The 18,104-nt window shown below is 71.4% G+C and carries 16 protein-coding genes and 1 pseudogene; 11 read left to right on the top strand and 6 right to left on the bottom strand.

The window, feature by feature from the left end; all coding sequences use genetic code 11:
* Positions 1 to 325: 325 nt before the first annotated feature.
* From ABJI51_RS41235 to ABJI51_RS41225, 3 genes are read left to right on the top strand one after another with little or no spacing between them, the layout of a single operon-like run.
* A complete protein-coding gene (locus tag ABJI51_RS41235; RefSeq protein ID WP_348956638.1) occupies positions 326 to 760 on the top strand; it encodes an XRE family transcriptional regulator in 435 nt (144 codons plus the stop codon).
* A 30-nt stretch (positions 761 to 790) separates the two neighbouring features.
* On the top strand, positions 791 to 1,369 hold the full coding sequence (locus ABJI51_RS41230) for an ImmA/IrrE family metallo-endopeptidase (RefSeq protein ID WP_348956637.1): 579 nt from the start codon (positions 791 to 793) through the stop codon (positions 1,367 to 1,369).
* A gap of 9 nt (positions 1,370 to 1,378) precedes the next feature.
* Entirely contained in the window at positions 1,379 to 2,446 is a 1,068-nt protein-coding gene (locus ABJI51_RS41225; protein WP_348956636.1) for a hypothetical protein, read from the top strand.
* Between the two features lie 260 nt (positions 2,447 to 2,706).
* Here the strand turns inward: ABJI51_RS41225 and ABJI51_RS41220 are convergent, their stop codons facing one another.
* Both ABJI51_RS41220 and ABJI51_RS41215 read right to left on the bottom strand, forming a co-directional pair.
* Positions 2,707 to 3,219 (bottom strand): 2'-5' RNA ligase family protein, encoded by a 513-nt coding sequence (locus ABJI51_RS41220; RefSeq protein ID WP_348956635.1) that lies wholly within the window; start codon positions 3,217 to 3,219, stop codon positions 2,707 to 2,709.
* A 16-nt stretch (positions 3,220 to 3,235) separates the two neighbouring features.
* Positions 3,236 to 3,658 carry a hypothetical protein gene (locus tag ABJI51_RS41215; RefSeq protein WP_348956634.1) on the bottom strand — a complete coding sequence of 141 codons (423 nt, stop codon included), beginning with the start codon at positions 3,656 to 3,658 and terminating at the stop codon, positions 3,236 to 3,238.
* 154 nt (positions 3,659 to 3,812) lie between these two features.
* Between ABJI51_RS41215 and dinB the strand changes: the two genes are divergently transcribed.
* On the top strand, positions 3,813 to 5,003 hold the full coding sequence (gene dinB, locus ABJI51_RS41210) for a DNA polymerase IV (RefSeq protein WP_348956633.1): 1,191 nt from the start codon (positions 3,813 to 3,815) through the stop codon (positions 5,001 to 5,003).
* Positions 5,004 to 5,185: 182 nt separating this feature from the next.
* Here the strand turns inward: dinB and ABJI51_RS43640 are convergent.
* Positions 5,186 to 5,476: pseudogene (locus tag ABJI51_RS43640) on the bottom strand (class I SAM-dependent methyltransferase); the annotation flags it as partial.
* A 5-nt stretch (positions 5,477 to 5,481) separates the two neighbouring features.
* Here ABJI51_RS43640 and ABJI51_RS41205 point away from each other — a divergent pair.
* The 3 genes from ABJI51_RS41205 (at position 5,482) to ABJI51_RS41195 (ending at position 8,019) form a co-directional block, all read left to right on the top strand.
* A complete protein-coding gene (locus ABJI51_RS41205) occupies positions 5,482 to 5,772 on the top strand; it encodes a hypothetical protein (RefSeq protein ID WP_348956632.1) in 291 nt (96 codons plus the stop codon).
* 82 nt (positions 5,773 to 5,854) lie between these two features.
* Positions 5,855 to 6,262 (top strand): histone-like nucleoid-structuring protein Lsr2, encoded by a 408-nt coding sequence (locus ABJI51_RS41200; RefSeq protein WP_348956631.1) that lies wholly within the window; start codon positions 5,855 to 5,857, stop codon positions 6,260 to 6,262.
* Positions 6,263 to 6,708: 446 nt separating this feature from the next.
* On the top strand, positions 6,709 to 8,019 hold the full coding sequence (locus ABJI51_RS41195; RefSeq protein WP_348956630.1) for an OFA family MFS transporter: 1,311 nt from the start codon (positions 6,709 to 6,711) through the stop codon (positions 8,017 to 8,019).
* Positions 8,020 to 8,072: 53 nt separating this feature from the next.
* Here the strand turns inward: ABJI51_RS41195 and ABJI51_RS41190 are convergent, their stop codons facing one another.
* From ABJI51_RS41190 to sucC, 3 genes are all read right to left on the bottom strand, one after another.
* Complete coding sequence (locus ABJI51_RS41190; RefSeq protein ID WP_348956629.1) at positions 8,073 to 9,236, bottom strand: LysR family transcriptional regulator; 1,164 nt, start codon at positions 9,234 to 9,236, stop codon at positions 8,073 to 8,075.
* Positions 9,237 to 9,309: 73 nt separating this feature from the next.
* Complete coding sequence (gene sucD, locus ABJI51_RS41185) at positions 9,310 to 10,194, bottom strand: succinate--CoA ligase subunit alpha (RefSeq protein ID WP_348956628.1); 885 nt, start codon at positions 10,192 to 10,194, stop codon at positions 9,310 to 9,312.
* Positions 10,195 to 10,197: 3 nt separating this feature from the next.
* Positions 10,198 to 11,343: an ADP-forming succinate--CoA ligase subunit beta gene (gene sucC, locus ABJI51_RS41180; RefSeq protein ID WP_348956627.1), complete on the bottom strand. Its 1,146-nt coding sequence runs from the start codon at positions 11,341 to 11,343 to the stop codon at positions 10,198 to 10,200.
* Between the two features lie 264 nt (positions 11,344 to 11,607).
* Here sucC and ABJI51_RS41175 point away from each other — a divergent pair, with 264 nt between their 5' ends.
* The 4 genes from ABJI51_RS41175 to ABJI51_RS41160 form a co-directional block, all read left to right on the top strand.
* Complete coding sequence (locus tag ABJI51_RS41175; protein WP_348956626.1) at positions 11,608 to 13,344, top strand: thiamine pyrophosphate-binding protein; 1,737 nt, start codon at positions 11,608 to 11,610, stop codon at positions 13,342 to 13,344.
* Between the two features lie 13 nt (positions 13,345 to 13,357).
* Positions 13,358 to 14,587: a formyl-CoA transferase gene (gene frc, locus ABJI51_RS41170; protein WP_348956625.1), complete on the top strand. Its 1,230-nt coding sequence runs from the start codon at positions 13,358 to 13,360 to the stop codon at positions 14,585 to 14,587.
* A 1-nt stretch (position 14,588) separates the two neighbouring features.
* Positions 14,589 to 16,715: an acetate--CoA ligase family protein gene (locus tag ABJI51_RS41165; protein WP_348956624.1), complete on the top strand. Its 2,127-nt coding sequence runs from the start codon at positions 14,589 to 14,591 to the stop codon at positions 16,713 to 16,715.
* 73 nt (positions 16,716 to 16,788) lie between these two features.
* A partial coding sequence (locus tag ABJI51_RS41160; protein ID WP_348956623.1) for an OFA family MFS transporter occupies positions 16,789 to 18,104 on the top strand: 1,316 nt, incomplete at its 3' end.

The following is an 18,104-nucleotide window of genomic DNA, read 5'->3' as shown; positions in this document are numbered from 1 at the left end:
GGGGGGTGGGGGCCGCGGGGGGGGGGGGGGGGGGGCCCCCCGCGCCCCCCCCCCCGCCCCCCCCCCCACGACCGCGGACCGGCGGCGGCACCCGGCTTCGCGCGTGCGCAGTCGAAAGGGGTGGCGCGGCAGACGGGGGCCCGTCGCGTGGCCACCCCCAGCGGCCACGTGAGTCACCCCGCGGCCGCTGCGCCACCCCGGGTCCTGTGTCAAGTTTCCGAAACACCGAACAGGGGTATCGTAGTCTTTCCAGGACGGGCTGTGTCAAGTTTTCGGGACAGCTACGCTGTCGGGTGTCACGTTTCGTGAGTGAGGGTGGTGTGTGGTGAGCGAGGAGCGCAGTTTCGCCGAACGGCTCGCGCACTTGATCGCGACCGTGCACCCGCCGGACCGCAAGCCGTACTCCTATCGGGAGATCGCGCACGGCGTCGCCGAGCAGACCGGCGTCACGATGTCGGCCACCCACGTCCAGCAGCTCGCCGTCGGGGCGCGCAAGGACCCGAAGCGGTCGCACATCCAGGCACTCGCGCAGTTCTTCGGCGTGCCGGTCACCTACTTCTTCGACGAGGAGGTCGCCGGGCAGGTCGACCGGCAGGTCGAGGCCGTCGTGGCGTGGCGGGACACCGAGGCGCGCAACCTCGCGCAACGCGCCATGCGGCTCTCGCCGCGCGACCGCGAAACCGTCACCGCCCTGCTCGACCAGCTCGGCAGCTACGACGAGAACCGGCGCCGCGGAGGACGGCGCCGGAAGCCGGAGTGACCGGCCGCCTCCGCTAAGATGACCTCGTCCGTGATCGCGCCCCGGTGCACCCGGCTGGCGCACGGTGAGCGGGGAGGACCCATCGACGAGCGCGGCCTGGCGGACCTGCGTGCCCGTGCCCGGCAGCGGGTGCAGGCGGTGCTCGACGCCGTCCCCGTGCCGCGGCCGTGGTCGATGAACGCCTGGGTCGACCGGCTCGAAGCGTGGCGCGGCCGGGAGATCGACCTCGTCCCGGTCGCCTACCGGCCCGGCCAGCCCTCCGGTGCCTGGCAGGCCCGGCCGGACTACGACCTCATCGCCTACACCGAGCACACCTCGCCGCTGCACCAGGACCACATCATCGCCCACGAGCTGGGGCACCTGCTGTGCGCGCACTCCGGCACGTGCCTGATGTCGGACTCCGAAGCCGCCGAGCTGGCCCCGGACCTCGCGCCGCGGGCCCTGTCGCACCTGCTCACCCGCGTCACGACCGGCAGCGACGAGTACGAGGCCGAGCTGATCGCCGTCCTGCTGATGAGCGCGGCGACCAGTGACGCGCCCGCCGTTCAGCCGGGTGCGTCCGGCCGGGCGGCCGACCAGGCTAGGCGGCTGGCGGCACTCCTGGGATAGTCGCCTCCCGTGATCGACATTCTGTTCCTCGGGGTCGGGGCCTTCGCGCTCGTCGTCGGAATCTGGCGGGCCGTCCGCGCGCGGCGGACCGGCGCGGGCACCGGCCTGGCCGTCTCGCTGATCGCGCTCGGCGCGGCGTTCTGCTTCCTGTCCAACCGCGCGCAGTACTTCGAAAGCTCGCTCTACCCGAGCCTCGGGCGGCTGCTGTCGAACCTGGCGACGATGGTGGCGGCCTACGGGATCGGGCTGACGGTCGCGGAGATCAGCGGCACCCGCGACCGCGGACGGCGCACGCGGCTGGTCGCGCTCGGCGTGGCGCTGACGCTGCTGGTGGTCATGTTCTTTGCCACTTCGGGGCTGCCGCGCGGCATCGGCGTGTTCGACGAGCTGTATCGCACGCACCCGACGCTGGTCGTCTACGTCTTCACCTACACCGTCTACCTCGGGTTCGCCGTGATCGACATCGGCGTGATGGCGGCGGTGACGATCCGCGCGAGCAGCGGCGCGCTGCGCGCGGGGCTGGCGTTGCTGCTGCTGGCGTCGGCGTTTGCGGTGGCCTACCTGGCGGGGAAGGTCGTCGCGACGATCCACGCACTGCAGGCCGAGCATCCGGCGAAGGCGTTGTGCCGCGGGCCGTTCTCGACGCTGCCGTGCACGCTGGACGTCGGTTTCCCGGCGGTGTCGGTGCTGCTGATCGTCCTGGGCCTGACGATCCCGGCGGTCCCTGGCCTGGTGGCGGCCCGCCGCGACGCTCGCACGCTCCGCCTGCTGCGGCCCCTGCGCGAGCACCTGACGCGCCGCTTCCCGGAGATCGTCCGCATCGACCCGGGCGGCCCGTCCCGCCGCGAGCGCGTCCTGACGGCGATGAGCGAGACGAACGACGGCCTGATCCTGGCGGGCGTGACCCCGCAGCTGACCCCACCGGCGGCGGCAAGGCTGGTGCGTGCCCTGCCGGACGAGCCCGGCGAGACGGAACCACCGGCCGCGCAGGGTGAGCCGTTCGCCGCGGACGTGGCCCGCCTGCGGGCGATCGCCCGCGCCTACCGCGAGCTGGAGGGCACCGGCCCAACGCACTGAGCGGCGGCCGCGGTGCCTCCCGGCCGTGGCCGTGAGCGCGCCGGCCGAGCACCCGCCCGCCGCGGTTCCGCGGCCGAGTGCCCGCCTGCCGCATCCGGCCGAGCAACCGCCCGCCGCGGTTCCGCGGCCGAGTGCCCGCCTGCCGCATCCGGCCGAGCAACCGCCCGCCGCGGTTCCGCAGCCGAGTGCCCGCCTGCCGCATCCGGCCGGTCACTTCGCCGTGGGGCACTTCTTCCGGCGGGCCCAGCCCGGCCCGTCGGTCACCCGCCGAGCGGCGCCGACAACCGTGCTTCCCAGCCCCGCTCAGTCAACGCCACCAGCTGCAGTTCCCCGGCCCGGTCGTGCACCGGCAGCAACGGCCGGACTTCCGCGGCCACCCGCTCGAGAACCTCGTCGTCCCCGCCCATCGCGACGGTCAGGTGCGCGTCCGGCCGCGGCCCGAACCGCCCGCCGTACGGCGGCACCTCGGGCCAGCGCGCGCAGACCGCGTCCGCGACCGGCTGCAGCGCGGGCGCCGGCACCGCCGCGAACCCGGGCGCCGTCACCAGTTCCGTGAGCGGGACGTCGACCGGCGCGAGCGTCGCCGCCAGCGTGCGGACCGCGTCGAGGACCGGGCCGGTCAGCTCGGCGTCCGGCAGGAACGGGTACAGCGCCGTCACGTGTGCGGGCAGGCCGGGGCGGACCAGCGCCGGGTCGATCCGGCGGGCCGCCGCCAGCAGCGGTTCGGCTGCCGGCAGGAGGATCACGAGTGCGGTGGTTCCGGGTTGGGGCACCCCCGCATCATGGCAGTCAGGCTGCCGCGGCCGTCTCCGGGAACCGGCCCGCGCGCGCCAGGGCGAGGCTGCGCCGGCACAGCGCGACGAGTTCCTGGTTGGCCCGGCTGCGCGGGACCAGGCCGCAGAGCCCGCAGCGGATGGACACCTCGCCGGCCAGCTCGTCGACGGCGACGAGTGCCTGGTGGTCGCACCGGCGGCACCAGCGGTATCCGATCGCCGGGTTGCTGTGCACCGGGGACGACACGCATTCGTGCAGCCAGCGGCGGTGCGTGCGGCAGGTGACGCGGTCGGTCGGGTCGAGCCCGCCCGCGTCCTCCGCGCGGTCTTCGCGCGCCAGCGTGGCCGCCAGCAGCGGCTGCCGCGCCGCCGCGGGCCGGTCCTGCGGATTGGGTGCGGCCCACGCGTGGTGGTCGCCGCACCGGCACTTCTCGGTCATGTCGCCCCCAGGGGTCCGGTCGTCACAGCGTCGAGTGTGGGCGCGGTCACGGAAGGCGGACAATCGGGAAAACGCTGAATTTCGCCCGGCGGCGCGCGGGCCGCGGCGGGCGGACGAGCGGACTTCGGCGCCGCGGTATGCGAACATATGTTCTATGACGGATGAGGGGCCGATCCTGCACGCCGACCTCGACTCGTTCTACGCGTCGGTCGAGCAGCGCGACGATCCGGCGCTGAAGGGACGGCCGGTGATCGTCGGCGGCGGGGTGGTGCTCGCCGCGAGTTACGAGGCCAAGGCCTACGGCGTGCGCACCGCGATGGGCGGCGCGCAGGCCCGGCGGCTGTGCCCGCACGCGGTCGTCGTGCGCCCGCGGATGTCGGCGTACCTCGCCGCGAGCCGGGCGGTGTTCGACGTCTTCCACGACACCACGCCGTGGGTGGAGGGCATCTCGATCGACGAGGCGTTCCTCGACGTCGGAGGGTTGGCGAGGATCGCCGGGCGGCCGAGCCAGATCGCCGAACGGCTGCGGGCCGCCGTCGCCGAGCGGGCCGGGCTGCCGATCACCGTCGGGGTGGCGCGCACGAAGTTCCTCGCCAAGGTCGCCAGCCGGGTGGCCAAGCCGGACGGCCTGCTCGTCGTGCCGCACGACGCCGAGCTGGAGTTCCTGCACCCGCTGCCGGTTTCGGCGCTGTGGGGCGTCGGCAAGGTCACCGCCGAGAAGCTGCGGGCGCGGGGGATCACGACCGTGGGCGAGCTGGCGGCGTCCGAGCAGGTGGACCTCGCCGGGCTGCTCGGCCGCGGGGCGGGCGCGCACCTGTACGACCTGGCCCACAACGAGGACCCGCGCCGCGTCGAGGTGGGCAGGCGGCGACGTTCGATCGGCGCCCAGCGGGCCCTCGGGCGCGGCAGGCGGACCCCGGCCGAGCTGGACGTCGTGCTGGTGGCGCTGATCGACCGGATCGCCCGGCGGCTGCGCGCCGCCCACCGCGTCTGCCGGACGGTGACCCTCCGCCTGCGCTTCGCCGACTTCTCCCGCGCCACCCGCTCGCAGACGCTCCCGGAGGCGACGGCCGGCACCGGCGTCCTGCTCGCCGCGGCGCGGGAACTGCTGGTCGCGGCCCTGCCGCTGATCGCCGACCGCGGCATCACCCTGCTCGGCGCGGCGCTGTCGAACCTGGCCGACGCCGAGCCGTTCCAGCCGGCGCTGCCCTTCGAGCGGCCGCGGGCAACCCAGCTCGACACCGCACTCGACGCGGTCCGCGACCGGTTCGGCAAGTCGGCGGTCACCCGGGCTGTCCTGCTCGGCCGCCCGGACGACCTCGAAGTGCCGATGCTGCCCGACTGACTGGATTCCGCCGCGTCGCCGGGTGCGGTTCCATAGCCACGGTGCCACGCTCTGCCGCTCACCCTGTGCGGCGGCCACCGGCGCGACGGCTTCGGCGTAGGCGTTTCCGGCTGCGTCCCGCAGTTCCGGGTCAGGTACCTGGTAACACCGAGCCAGCCAATGAACACGGGGAGAAACGGATCGAGTCCACACAGGACGAGCCGTTCCCGGAGCGGATCGGCTTCGAAGTCGGTCGGGATGAAGGTGAGTGAAGGCGGTTCCGCGAGCCCGGCGGCGGCCACCCGTTCGCGTTTGGCGGCCTACGCCGCAGGATGGTCGACCTCGAACACGCGGAATCGTCCGTGCTCGCCCCGTCAGGCGAACGAATCGGGTCCCGCACCGAGAATCACATACTGGTCTATACCGGAATTGCGCAGCCGCTCTTCGGCGAACCGGCTGCGGCACGTCGTCTCGGCACGGGCGGCGGCGAGCATCGGGTGTGCGCCGTAGAGCCGGTGGTAGGCCAGAGTTCCGCGGCCTGTCCGCCGAGAAGGGAATCGGCGAGCGGATCGGCGAACAGGCACGGCTCCGCGTCGACGAGCAAATGGGCCGCCTGCGCGGGGGAGCATTGGCAGGAAAGTCGGCCGCTGTCATCCCGCCACGGTACCGATTTGATTCCGAGCATATCACAAAAACAAATATTCGACACGGCGGCGAGCATTTCGGCCCGGTTGCGGTCACTCTGGACGCGGGCGACCTGCTCGCCCGGGCGGCCATTGTGGACGCTTGACGGGTGTCGCGCGTGCCGGACGTGATTCGACAGGTTAGGGTCTGTCCGACCGTGTTCTGGAGAAGATGAGGAACGACGAACCATGGCGCAACGGGTGCAGGTCCAGATGGTGGACGACCTCGACGGCAGCGAGGCTTCGCAGACCGTCCCCTTCAGCCTCGACGGGGTGACCTACGAGATCGACCTGTCCGAGGAGAACGCCTCCGCGCTGCGGGACGAACTCGCCCGCTACGTCGCCGCCGCGCGGCGCATCGGCGGCCGCAAGGTCCGGCTCGCGACGGGCCAGTCCCTGTCCGGCGCTTCCGGCTCGGGCACCGACCGCGAGCGCAACCGGCAGATCCGCGAATGGGCGCAGGCCAACGGGTACGAGGTCGCCGAGCGGGGCCGCCTCTCCAGCGAGATCATCGCGGGCTTCGAGGCCGACCAGGCCGCGGCGGCCGAGTCCGAGGCCAAGCCGGCGCGCAAGCGGGCGTCTCGCAAGAAGGCTTGATTTCCCGGCGGGGCTCACGAAGCGGCACCGCTGTGTGCGGCTTCGTGAGCCGGACGCCGGTTCGGCGCGCGTAGTCGCGCCTCCGTGCGGTTTGGCGGCTTGAAAGAGCGCGTGTTCCTAAGGCGCGCCGCATGGCCGCCTTTTGGTGCCCGGACTCGGGAGTAACCAGACCAATGCGTTGAGTGCCCGACGGCGTCCGCCCGTCCGGTTCGCTGTGGACACCGGTCCCGCCGGTCGCCAGACTGTCAATGCTCCGCGCGGCCGGTACCGCGGCGGAGCACCGGCCCGGTGGCCGCCTCCTCCCTCGATGGTCACCGGGCCGCCTTCCCTGCGGTATCCCATATACCGCCATCCAGGCCATTCTGTAGACAATCGCCCGCCACCGGTGCACACTCGGACTACTGAATACTGCATACAATCTTCACCAGGGTGAGGAGGCGGTCGTCATGTCCGAGGTCCGCGAGCTCCAGGACGTCTACGGACGGCGGTATCGCGTCGGAGAGTCCGACCGCGAACTGCTGGGCCGCTCCCGGACGTGGATCACCTGGCTCGCGGCGGCGGCCATGCTCGCCGCCGGGGTGCAGCAGTACGGGTTCGGCGCGCTCGTCCCCGCGCTGACCAGGGCGCACGGCTGGACGTTCGGCGAGATCATGCTGTCCCTGGCTGCCTGGGCGGCCTGCCAGTCCGGGGTCGTGTTCCCCGCGGCGTGGCTGCGCGAACGCGGGCGGCTGTCCGCACCGGCGGCAATGACGGCCGGCGCGACCCTGTGCGCGGCTGGGCTCGCGACCCTCGGCCACGCGGACAGCCTTGTCACCGTGTTTCTCGGATACTCCATCCTCGGCGGATTCGGCACCGGTCTGGTGTATGCAATATGCATCGGTGCGGTGCTGGCCTGGTATCCCGACCGCACGGGATCCCGCGCCGGCATCGTGAGTGGCGCGTTCGCCTACGGCAGCGTGCCGTTCGTCGTGCTCGCCGCCGCGGTGCCGTCGGTGCGGCCGGTGCTGCTGGACGTCACCGCCGCGGTCGTGCTCGTCGTGATCGCGGGTGCCGGGGCGCTGCTGCGGTATCCGCCGCGGCACTGGTGGCCCGCCACGCCCGAGCCCCGCGCATGGGCGCTGGACCGGACGCACAACCGGCGTCCCGCGCTCCGGCACTACCGTCCGGCAGAGCTGTTCCGCTGCGGCACGACGCTCGCGCTCTACGTCGTGGTCGTGCTCGCGGCCGCCGTGCTGCTGTTCGACCTGGCCTACCTGGCAACGTTCGTCGCGGCGCGCAGCGGCCCCGGCCTAGCCGCGGCGGCCATGGCATCGCTCGCCGCGGCGACCGGCAGCGGCCGCATCCTCGTCGGACGGCTCGCCGACCGGCTCGGCCGCCGCCGCATCCTGCGGTTCGCGCTGCTCGCAGGAGGCCTGGCGCAGTTCGTGCTGTTCCACTCCGGCGAGCACCGGCACGCCGTCGGGCTGCTGCTGGGCGTCACGCTCGCCGGCCTGGGCAACGGCTGCTGTTACACGCTGCTCGTCGGACTGGTACGCGAGTTCTTCGGAGAGGAGTCGGCGGCACAGAACTTCGGGATCCTGTACACCGCCAAGGCCGTCGGCGCGGCGGTCGGAATCGCCCTCGCCGCGGCAGTCGTGACGGCACACGGCTTCATGGGCGCCTTCACCGCGGCGGGCACGCTGAGCCTGACGGCCGCGGCGCTGTCCGGACGGCTGAGCAGGCCGGGCCGCCCAAAGTCGCTGCTACCGACACCCTGACACGGGGCGATGACGAGCAGGCGGCGGGCACACCACCACGTTTCCACGAACGTCTACACGCGACCGCACCGCCTGGGAATTCCGGTCAGCTGAGCCAGAACGGCGCCCACGGCGGCCGAAGGACGACGCGAATGCCGGACGGCAAGCTGCCACGCCGGCGGCCGGTCGAACCGCCGGACGGCGAGATCCCCGAACCGGGCGGCGACGGAGGCAGGCAGAACACAGGCGGCCAGCCCGGCCCGCACCAGCCGGGCGGCCACGCCGAGATCGTCGACTTCCACCGAGACACTACGGCCGGGGAAGTAGCGGTCGACGGCCGCTCGAATCGCCCAGCCCACGGGAAAGTCGACGAGCGCAAGCCCGGACAGCTCACCGTCCCCGCACCGCGAGCCCCCGGACGTGGACCGCGAGCCACTGGCCGCGGACGGCGAGCTACTGGGCGCGGACTGCGGGCCGCCGGGCGTGGACCGCGAGCTACTGGGCGCGGACGGCGAGCTACTGGGCGCGGACTGCGGGCCGCCGGGCGTGGACCGCGAGCTACTGGGCGCGGACGGCGAGCTACCGGGCGCGGACCACGGGCCGCCCGGCGCGGACCGCAAGTCACTGGGCGCCGATCGCGAGCCGCCGGGCTTGGACCGCGAGTCACTGGGCGCCGTCTGCGAGCCGCCGGGCGCCGACCGTGAGCCGTCGGGCGCGGACTGCGAACCACCGGCCACGGACCGCGAGCCGCCGGGCGCGGTGACGAGGACGAGTTCTTCGCGACAAAGCAAGGTGACTGCGCCACCAGTCGCGGGCGCCGTCGTCAGTACCATGTCCACATCGGACTCCACTGGTTCCCGTTCCCCGTCCGCGACCTGACGCACCTCGACCCGCAGTCCCGGCTGCGTGTCCCGCACCGCGGTCAGCACCCGGTCCAGGTCCGCGAACAGCCCCGGGCACACCCCCAGCCGCACGATGCCGTGCACTGGCGAGACCGCCGCCCGTGCGCGTTCGGCCGCCTCCAGGGCCGCTCGCGCGGCTGGTACGAAGGCCTCGCCGGCGGGCGTCAGCACCACCCGGTGTGTCGTGCGGTGGAACAACGGGGTGCCCAGATCGCGCTCCAGGGCACGGACCACTGTGGATACTGTCGACTGGACCGTGCGCAGCCGGTGGGCCGCCGCGGTGAAGCCACCCTCCTCCGCGACCGCCACCACCATCGCCAGCTGACGCAGGTCCATCAGCGCACGCCGTCCGCGGGCGGCAGGACCGGCCCGGCCTGCCACTGCGCCGTGAACGGCTGCACGCGGGCGGTCACCGGCCGAGTACTTCGCGGGCGAGTGCGGCCGTTTCGCTCGGCGTCCGCCCGACCCGGATCCCCGCCGCCTCCAGCGCCGCCTTCTTCGCCGACGCCGTTCCCGTCGATCCGGAGACGATCGCGCCCGCGTGGCCCATCGTCCTGCCTTCGGGCGCGGTGAACCCGGCGACGTATCCCACGACCGGCTTGGACACGTTGGCCCGCACGAACTCCGCGGCCCGCTCTTCGGCGTCGCCGCCGATCTCGCCGATCAGCACGATCAGGTCGGTGTCGGGGTCCTTTTCGAACGCCTCGACCGCGTCGATGTGCGTCGTCCCGACGATCGGGTCGCCGCCGATGCCGACGCACGTGGAGAACCCGATGTCCCGCAGCTCGTGCATGAGCTGGTAGGTCAGCGTGCCCGACTTGGACACCAGCCCGATCCGGCCCGGCCCGGTGATGCCGTCCGGGATGATGCCGGCATTGGACTTCCCGGGCGAGACGATGCCCGGGCAGTTCGGGCCGATGATCCGCGTCCGCCCGCCGGCGGCGACGGCGTGTGCCCACAGTCTCGCGGTGTCGTGCACCGGCACGCCTTCGGTGATCACCACCGCCAGTCCGATCCCGGCGTCGACGGCCTCGACGACGGCGTCCTCGACGAACGGCGGCGGCACGAACAGCACGCACACGTCGGCATCCGTCGCCGCGATCGCGTCGGCGACGCTGCCGAACACCGGCAGTGTCACCGTGCCGATCTCCACCTGCTGCCCGGCTTTGCGCGGATTGACCCCGCCGACGACGTTCGTGCCCGCGGCCAGCATTCGCCGGGTGTGCTTGGCGCCTTCGGAGCCGGTGATGCCGGAGACGACGACCCGGCTGTGCTCGTCCAGGAAAATGGCCATGGTTCAGACCTCCGCGATCGCGAGCCGGGCCGCCTTGCGGGCGGCGTTGTCCATAGTGGACACCACGGTGACCAATGGGTGGGCGGCTTCATCGAGGATGCGCCTGCCCTCGGTGACGTTGTTGCCGTCGAGCCGGACGACGAGCGGCTTGGCCGCCCGGTCGCCGAGGATCTCCAGTGACCGCACGATCCCGGCCGCCACCGCGTCGCACGCGGTGATGCCGCCGAAGACGTTGACGAAAACGCTGCGCACCCGCGGATCGCCGAGGATCACCGACAGCCCGTCGGCCATCACCCGGGCCGACGCACCGCCGCCGATGTCGAGGAAGTTCGCCGGTCCGCGCGCACCGACCTCGGCCGCGGCCGCCGCGACGACGTCCAAAGTGGACATCACCAGCCCGGCGCCGTTGCCGATCACGCCGATGTCGCCATCCAGCTTGACGTAATTGAGGCCCTTCGCCTGCGCTTCGCGCTCCAGAGGGTCGCCGTCCGCGATGTCGTCGAAGGACACGGTCCGGCGGAAGGCGGCGTTGTCGTCCAGGGTGATCTTGCCGTCCAGTGCGACGACCCCGGCCGCCGTGCGCGCCAGGGGATTGACCTCGACCAGCGTGCAGTCCTCGGCGACGAACACTTCCCACAGCTTCTCGACGACGCCGGCCACCTCGGCGCGGACGTCGGTCGGGAAGCCCGCGGCGACGGCGGCGGCGTCGACGCCGGACAGCGGATCGACCGGGAGCCGCACCAGCGCCTCGGGCCGGGTGGCGGCGACCTCCTCGATGTCCATCCCGCCCGCGGCCGAGGCCATGGCGAGGAACGTCCGCCCGGCACGGTCGAGCAGGAAGGAGACGTAGTACTCCTCGGCGATGTCACACGCTTCGGTGACCAGGACGCGCTGGACGGTGTGGCCCTTGATGTCCATCCCGAGGATGTCGTCGGCGGCCTGCTCGGCGTCGTCGACTGTATGCGCGACGCGTACGCCGCCCGCCTTGCCGCGGCCGCCGGTCTTCACCTGGGCCTTGACGACGACCGGCCCGCTGAGGGCGGCCGCCACCGCGCCGGCCCCGGCGGGATCGGTGGCGACGTGGCCGCGGGGGACCGGTATCCCGTGTTTCTCGAACAGTTCCCGGGCTTCGTGCTCGAAGAGGTCCATGCGCAGGGCGTCCTTTCCGTGGCCGGGCAGGGCAGGGAAGTCCGCCGTGTCCGGGCGCGGGGAGATGGGCCCGCGGGGCGGGCGAAAAACCCTGCGAATGGGCCTGGACACGGGCTGCCAGAAGAGTGACTATATGCCTACCCCATACGGTATGCAATCTACAGTCTGCCACGCAGGGGCCCATTGACCTCGGAAGACGCGAGCGGACCGGGACACGGCGCGCCGGACAAGAGAGATCCGGTGGCGGACCAGAGGAGCGGAACCATGGCGCTGACCACGACCGGCACAACCACGGGGGAGAGTGCCGCGGCGACGAACGGCGCCGAGCCGGCGGCGGCCGGAATCTCCGGCGGCCACCTCGTCGCGAAGGCGTTGAAGGCCGAAGGCGTCGACACGATCTTCACCCTGTGCGGCGGCCACATCATCGACATCTACGACGGCTGCGTCGACGAGGGCATCGAGGTCATCGACGTCCGGCACGAGCAAGTCGCGGCCCACGCGGCCGACGGCTACGCGCGGATCACCGGCAAGCCCGGCTGCGCGGTGGTCACCGCCGGGCCGGGCACCACCGACGCCGTCACCGGGGTCGCCAACGCGCTGCGCGCGGAGAGCCCGATGCTGCTGATCGGCGGCCAGGGTGCGCTCACCCAGCACAAGATGGGATCCCTGCAGGACCTCCCGCACGTGGAGATGATGGCGCCGATCACGAAGTTCGCCGCCACCGTCCCGCACACCGCGCGCGTCGCCGACCTGGTGAGCATGGCCTTCCGCGAGGCCTACGCGGGCGCGCCCGGCCCGTCGTTCCTCGAGATCCCGCGCGACGTCCTCGACGCGCGGGTGCCGCTGAGCAGCGCGAGGATCCCGGAAGCCGGCCGCTACCGGGCGTCGACGAAGAACGCGGGCGACCCGGCCGACGTCGAGAAACTCGCCGACCTGCTGGTGCACGCGAAGAAGCCGGCGATCCTGCTCGGCAGCCAGGTCTGGACCACGCGGGCCACCGCGCCCGCGGTGGATCTCGTACGCACGCTGAACATCCCGGCGTACATGAACGGCGCGGGCCGGGGCACGCTGCCGCCGGGCGACCCGCACCACTTCCAGCTCTCGCGCCGCTACGCCTTCGACAACGCCGACGTCATCGTCATCGTCGGCACCCCGTTCGACTTCCGGATGGGTTACGGCAAGCGGCTGTCGAAGGACGCCAAGGTGGTCCAGATCGACCTCGACTACCGCACGGTCGGCAAGAATCGCGACATCGACCTCGGCATCGTCGGCGACGCCGGCCAGGTGTTGGCCGCCGTCGCCGAGGCGGCGTCTGGGCGCACCGGCAACGGCGCCGTCGGGCGCAAGGCCTGGCTCGAAGAACTCCAGGCGGTGGAGGAGAAGGCGAAGCGGAAACGGCTGCCGCTGCTGCACTCCGACGCGCGCCCGATCCACCCGTACCGGCTGGTGCACGAGATCAACGAGTTCCTCACCGAGGACTCGATCTACATCGGCGACGGCGGCGACATCGTCACCTTCTCCGGCCAGGTCGTGCAGCCCAAGTCGCCCGGCCACTGGATGGATCCCGGTCCACTCGGGACACTCGGCGTCGGCATCCCGTTCGCCATGGCCGCCAAGCACGCAAGGCCGGACAAGGAAGTCGTCGCGCTGTTCGGCGACGGCGCGTTCAGCCTCACCGGCTGGGACTTCGAGACGCTGGTGCGGTTCGACCTGCCGTTCGTCGGCATCGTCGGCAACAACTCGTCGATGAACCAGATCCGCTACGGCCAGGCGGCGAAGTACGGCCTGCCGCGCGAACGCGTCGGCAACACCCTCGGCGACGTCCGCTACGACGAGTTCGCCCGGATGCTCGGCGGGTACGGCGAGGAGGTCCGCGACCCGGCCGACATCGGACCGGCGCTGCTGCGGGCGCGGGAATCCGGCAAGCCGTCGCTGATCAACGTCTGGGTCGATCCCGACGTGTACGCCCCCGGAACCATGAACCAGACCATGTACAAGTGAGCGGAGGCCCAGCATGGGTAAGGCACTGGAGGGCGTCCGCGTCCTCGACATGACGCACGTGCAGTCCGGTCCGTCGTCGACGCAGCTGCTGGCCTGGCTCGGCGCGGACGTGATCAAGCTGGAGGCACCCGGCCGCGGCGACATCACCCGCGGGCAGCTGCGCGACCTGCCCGGCGTGGACAGCCTGTACTTCACGATGCTCAATGCCAACAAGCGCAGCATCACGCTCAACATGAAGAGCGAAGCAGGCAAGGAAATCTTCGAGAAACTCGTGTCCGGAGTGGACGTTCTCGTGGAGAACTTCGGGCCGGGCGTGGTCGACCGGTTCGGCTACCCGTGGGAGAAGCTGGCTGCGCTCAACCCGCGGCTGATCTACGCCTCGATCAAGGGCTTCGGCCCCGGCCGGTATGCGGACTTCAAGGCGTACGAGGTGATCGCCCAGGCGATGGGCGGCGCGATGAGCACCACCGGGTTCGAGGACGGCCCGCCGACGGCGACCGGCGCGCAGATCGGCGACTCCGGCACCGGCATCCACCTCGTGGCCGCCATCCTCGCCGCGCTGTACCAGCGGACTTCCACCGGGCGCGGCCAGCGCGTCCAGGTCGCCATGCAGGACGCCGTGCTCAACCTGTGCCGGGTGAAGCTGCGCGACCAGCAGCGGCTGGCGCACGGCCCGCTGGGGGAGTACCCGAACGACCACTTCGGCGAGGAGGTCCCGCGTTCGGGCAACGCCTCGGGCGGTGGCCAGCCCGGCTGGGCGGTCAAGTGCGCGCCCGGCGGCCCCAACGACTACATCTACGTGATCATCCAGCCGCCCGGCTGGGCGCCGCTGACCCGGCTGATCGGACGGCCCGAGCTGGCCGACGACCCGGCGTGGGCCACCCCGGAGGTCCGGCTGTCCAAACTGGACAAGGCGTTCGCGCTGGTCGAGGAGTGGACCGAGAAGCACACCAAGTGGGAGGTCATGGAGCGGCTCAACGCCTGCAACATCCCGTGCGGTCCCATCTTGTCGACCAAGGAGCTGATCGAGGACGAGACGCTGGCCGAGCTGGGCTCGGTCGTCGAGGTCCCGCACCCCGAGCGCGGGACCTTCAAGACCGTCGGCTGCCCGCTCAAGCTGTCGGACTCGCCGGTCGACATCGAACGGTCGCCGCTGCTGGGCGAGCACAACGACGAAATCCTGACCGAACTCGGCTACGGCGACGCGGAGCTGGCCGGGTTCCGCGCGGCAGGGGTGATCTGACGTGGGCGATCGCGCGGCGGTCGAGAGGATCCTCGACCGGGTGGCGGCCGAGGGCCGCTCGTCCCTGACCGCGCCCGAGGGGCGTGCGGTCTGCGAGGCATACGGTATCCCGACGCCGGCCGAGCGGCTGGCCACGACGGCGGAGGAGGCCGTTGCGCATGCCGAAGCCATCGGGCTGCCGGTGGTCCTCAAGATCGTCTCGCCGGACATCCTGCACAAGACCGAGGCAGGCGGCGTGCTCGTCGGGCTGACCGACGTGGATGCAATATCCCGGGGATTCACGCAGATCGTAGACAATGTCCGGGCGTACGACGCCGGCGCGCGGATCCTGGGCGTCCAGGTGCAGCAGATGTTCACCACCGGCCAGGAAGTGATCATCGGGGCGGTCACCGACCCGACGTTCGGCAAGATCGTCGCCTTCGGCCTCGGCGGCGTCCTGGTCGAGGTGCTCAAGGACGTCACCTTCCGGCTCGCGCCGACGTCGACCGCGGACGCCCTGTCGATGGTCGACGGTATCCAGGCCGCCGAGATTCTGCGCGGAGTCCGCGGCTCGGATCCTGTCGACCGGGACGCGCTCGCCGCGGTGATCACCGGCCTCGGCGAGCTGGTCACCGACTTCCCCCAGCTGTCCGAAGTGGACCTCAACCCGGTGCTCGCCACCCCGGCCGGGGCGACCGCGGTGGACGTCCGGATCCTCGTCGACCCCGAGGCGGCGAAGACGCCACACCGGTTCACCCAGGACGAGATCCTCGCCGCCATGAACCGGATCATGAAACCGTCGGCGGTCGCGGTGATCGGCGCGTCCGCCGAGGCGGGCAAGATCGGCAACTCGATAATGAAGAACCTGGTCGACGGCGGCTACGCGGGGGAGATCCACCCGATCAACCCCAAGGCCGCCGAGATCCTCGACCGCAAGGCCTACCCGAGCATCGCCGACGTCCCCGGCGACGTCGACGTCGCGGTCTTCGCCATCCCGGCGAAGTTCGTCCCCGCAGCATTGGAGGAAGCCGGGAAGAAGGGCGTGGCCGGCGCAGTCCTCATCCCGTCCGGGTTCGGCGAAACCGGCAACATCGAGCTGCAGGACGAGGTCGTGGCGATCGCGCGCAGGCACGGCGTGCGCATCCTCGGCCCCAACATCTACGGCTACTACTACACGCCCGAGAACCTGTCGGCGACATTTTGTACACCGTATGACGTCAAGGGCGGCGTGGCCCTGACGTCGCAGAGCGGCGGCATCGGCATGGCGATCCTCGGGTTCAGCCGCTCGGCGAAGATGGGCGTCTCCTCGATCGTCGGCGTCGGCAACAAGGCCGACCTCGACGAGGACGACCTGCTGACCTTCTTCGAGCACGACGCCAACACCGAGCTGATCGCCATGCACCTGGAGGACCTCAAGGACGGGCGGTCGTTCGCGGAGACGGCGAAGCGGGTCTCGAAGCGCAAACCGGTCGTGGTGCTCAAGGCGGGCCGGACGGCGCAGGGGGCGAAGGCGGCGGGCTCCCACACCGGCGCGCTGGCCGGCAACGACAAGGTCTACGACGACATCCTGCGCCAGAGCGGCGTCATCCGGGCACCCGGGCTCAACGACCTGCTCGGGTACGCCCGCGGCATCCCGCTGCTACCCACGCCGAACGGCGAGAACGTCGTCATCATCACCGGGGCGGGCGGCTCGGGCGTGCTGCTCTCGGACGCCTGCGTCGACAACGGCCTGAGCCTGATGGAGATCCCGCCGGACCTCGACACGGCGTTCCGGAAGTTCATCCCGCCGTTCGGCGCGGCGGGCAATCCGGTGGACATCACCGGCGGCGAGCCGCCCTCGACCTACCGCAACACGATCGCGCTGGGCCTCGAGGACGACCGTATCCACGCGCTGATCCTCGGCTACTGGCACACCATCGTCACCTCGCCGATGGTCTTTGCCGAACTGGTTTCGGAAGTGGTCGAAGAATACCGGGCGAAGGGTGTATACAAACCGGTTGTCGCGTCGCTTTCCGGGGACGTCGAAGTCGAGGAAGCCGCCGGCTACCTCTATGACCACGGCATCGTCGCTTACCCGTACACGACCGAAAAGCCCGTCGCCGTGCTCGGCGCGAAATACCGCTGGGCCCGGGCGGCGGGCCTGCTCTGAGAGTTCTGTTCATCCTCGCCCTGTTCCTGCACCGAAGAGCGACACGAGTCGAAAACGACGAAAGAGAGCTCTCATGACGGCAGCTTCGTATGAGGAAATAGTCGACGAGAACGGACGGGTGTACCGGATCGGCGAGACGCCGCACGACATCATGGGGCGCTCGCGCAGCTGGATGGTCTGGCTGCCCTGGATCGCCATGATGGCGGTCAGTGTGTACGAATACGGCTGGGGCGCGGTCGAAGGCACGCTGGAGGAGAAGTACGGCTGGACGCTGTCGGACGCGTTCTGGCTGGCCAGCGTCTGGGCGGTGTTCCAGGCCGGGGTGGCGTTCCCCGCGGGACGGTTGCGGGAGAAGAACATCGTGTCGGCGAAGGCCGCCATGCTCGCCGGCGCGGTGTGCAGCGGAATCGGCTACTTCGCCATTTCGCACAGCGGCAACCTCGCGCTGGCGTTCGTGGGATACTCCGTGCTCGGCGGGACCGGCGCGGGCCTGGTGTATGCAACCTGCATCAACATGGTCGGCAAATGGTATCCCGAGAAACGGGGTGCGCGGACCGGCTTCGTCAACGGCGGGTTCGCCTACGGCGCGGTCCCGTTCATCTACGTGTTCGCCGCCTTCCTCACCCCGGACGACTACTCGGTGATCCTCGACGTGATGGGCTTGTACATGCTGATCGCCGTCGGGGTGTGCGGGTTCCTGTTCAAGGACCCGCCGAAGGGCTGGTGGCCGAAGGACGTCGACCCACTGCGCCGCGGCGGGAACCGCACGGCGCGGAGCCTGGTGAAGAACCCGCCTGCGGTGAAGCAGTTCTCGCCGATGGAAGCCGTCCGGACCGGGATGCTGCCGCTGATGTGGGTGTGCCTGGTCATCATCGGCGGGGTTTCGCTGTTCGGCATCAACTTCCAGGTGCCGTTCGCGAAGGAGAGCGGGTTCGGGCCGTTCGTGGCGGCGTCGTCGGCCGGGGTGCTCTCGATCGTCAACGGCACCGGCCGGGCCGTGGTCGGCTGGGTCTCCGACCGGATCGGGCGGCGGCAGACGCTCACCATCGTGCTCGTGATCGCCGGGGTCGCGCAGTTCGGTGTCGTGTATACCGGCAACACGCACAACCTGACGCTGTTCATGGTGTTCGCGTTCCTGACCGGGTTCGGCGGCGGCGCGTTCTACCCGCTGTTCGCCACGCTGGTCCCGGACTACTTCGGTGAGGACAACAACGCGTCGAACTACGGCCTGGTCTACAGCGCAAAACTGGTCGGCGGCGTCGGCGGCGGCGGGCTCGCCGCCGCGGTGATCAGCGCGTGGGGCTACACCGGCGCGTACGTCCTGGCCGGCTGCATCGCGATCCTGGCGGCGCTGCTGACGCTGTTCCTGCGCCAGCCGGGCCGGGCGCG

Origin of the sequence: Amycolatopsis melonis (genome assembly GCF_040064235.1) — a bacterium.
GTDB classification, from domain to species: domain Bacteria; phylum Actinomycetota; class Actinomycetes; order Mycobacteriales; family Pseudonocardiaceae; genus Amycolatopsis; species Amycolatopsis melonis.
Note: the sequence above shows the minus strand (reverse complement) of the source record. Positions and strands in the feature narration are given on the sequence as shown.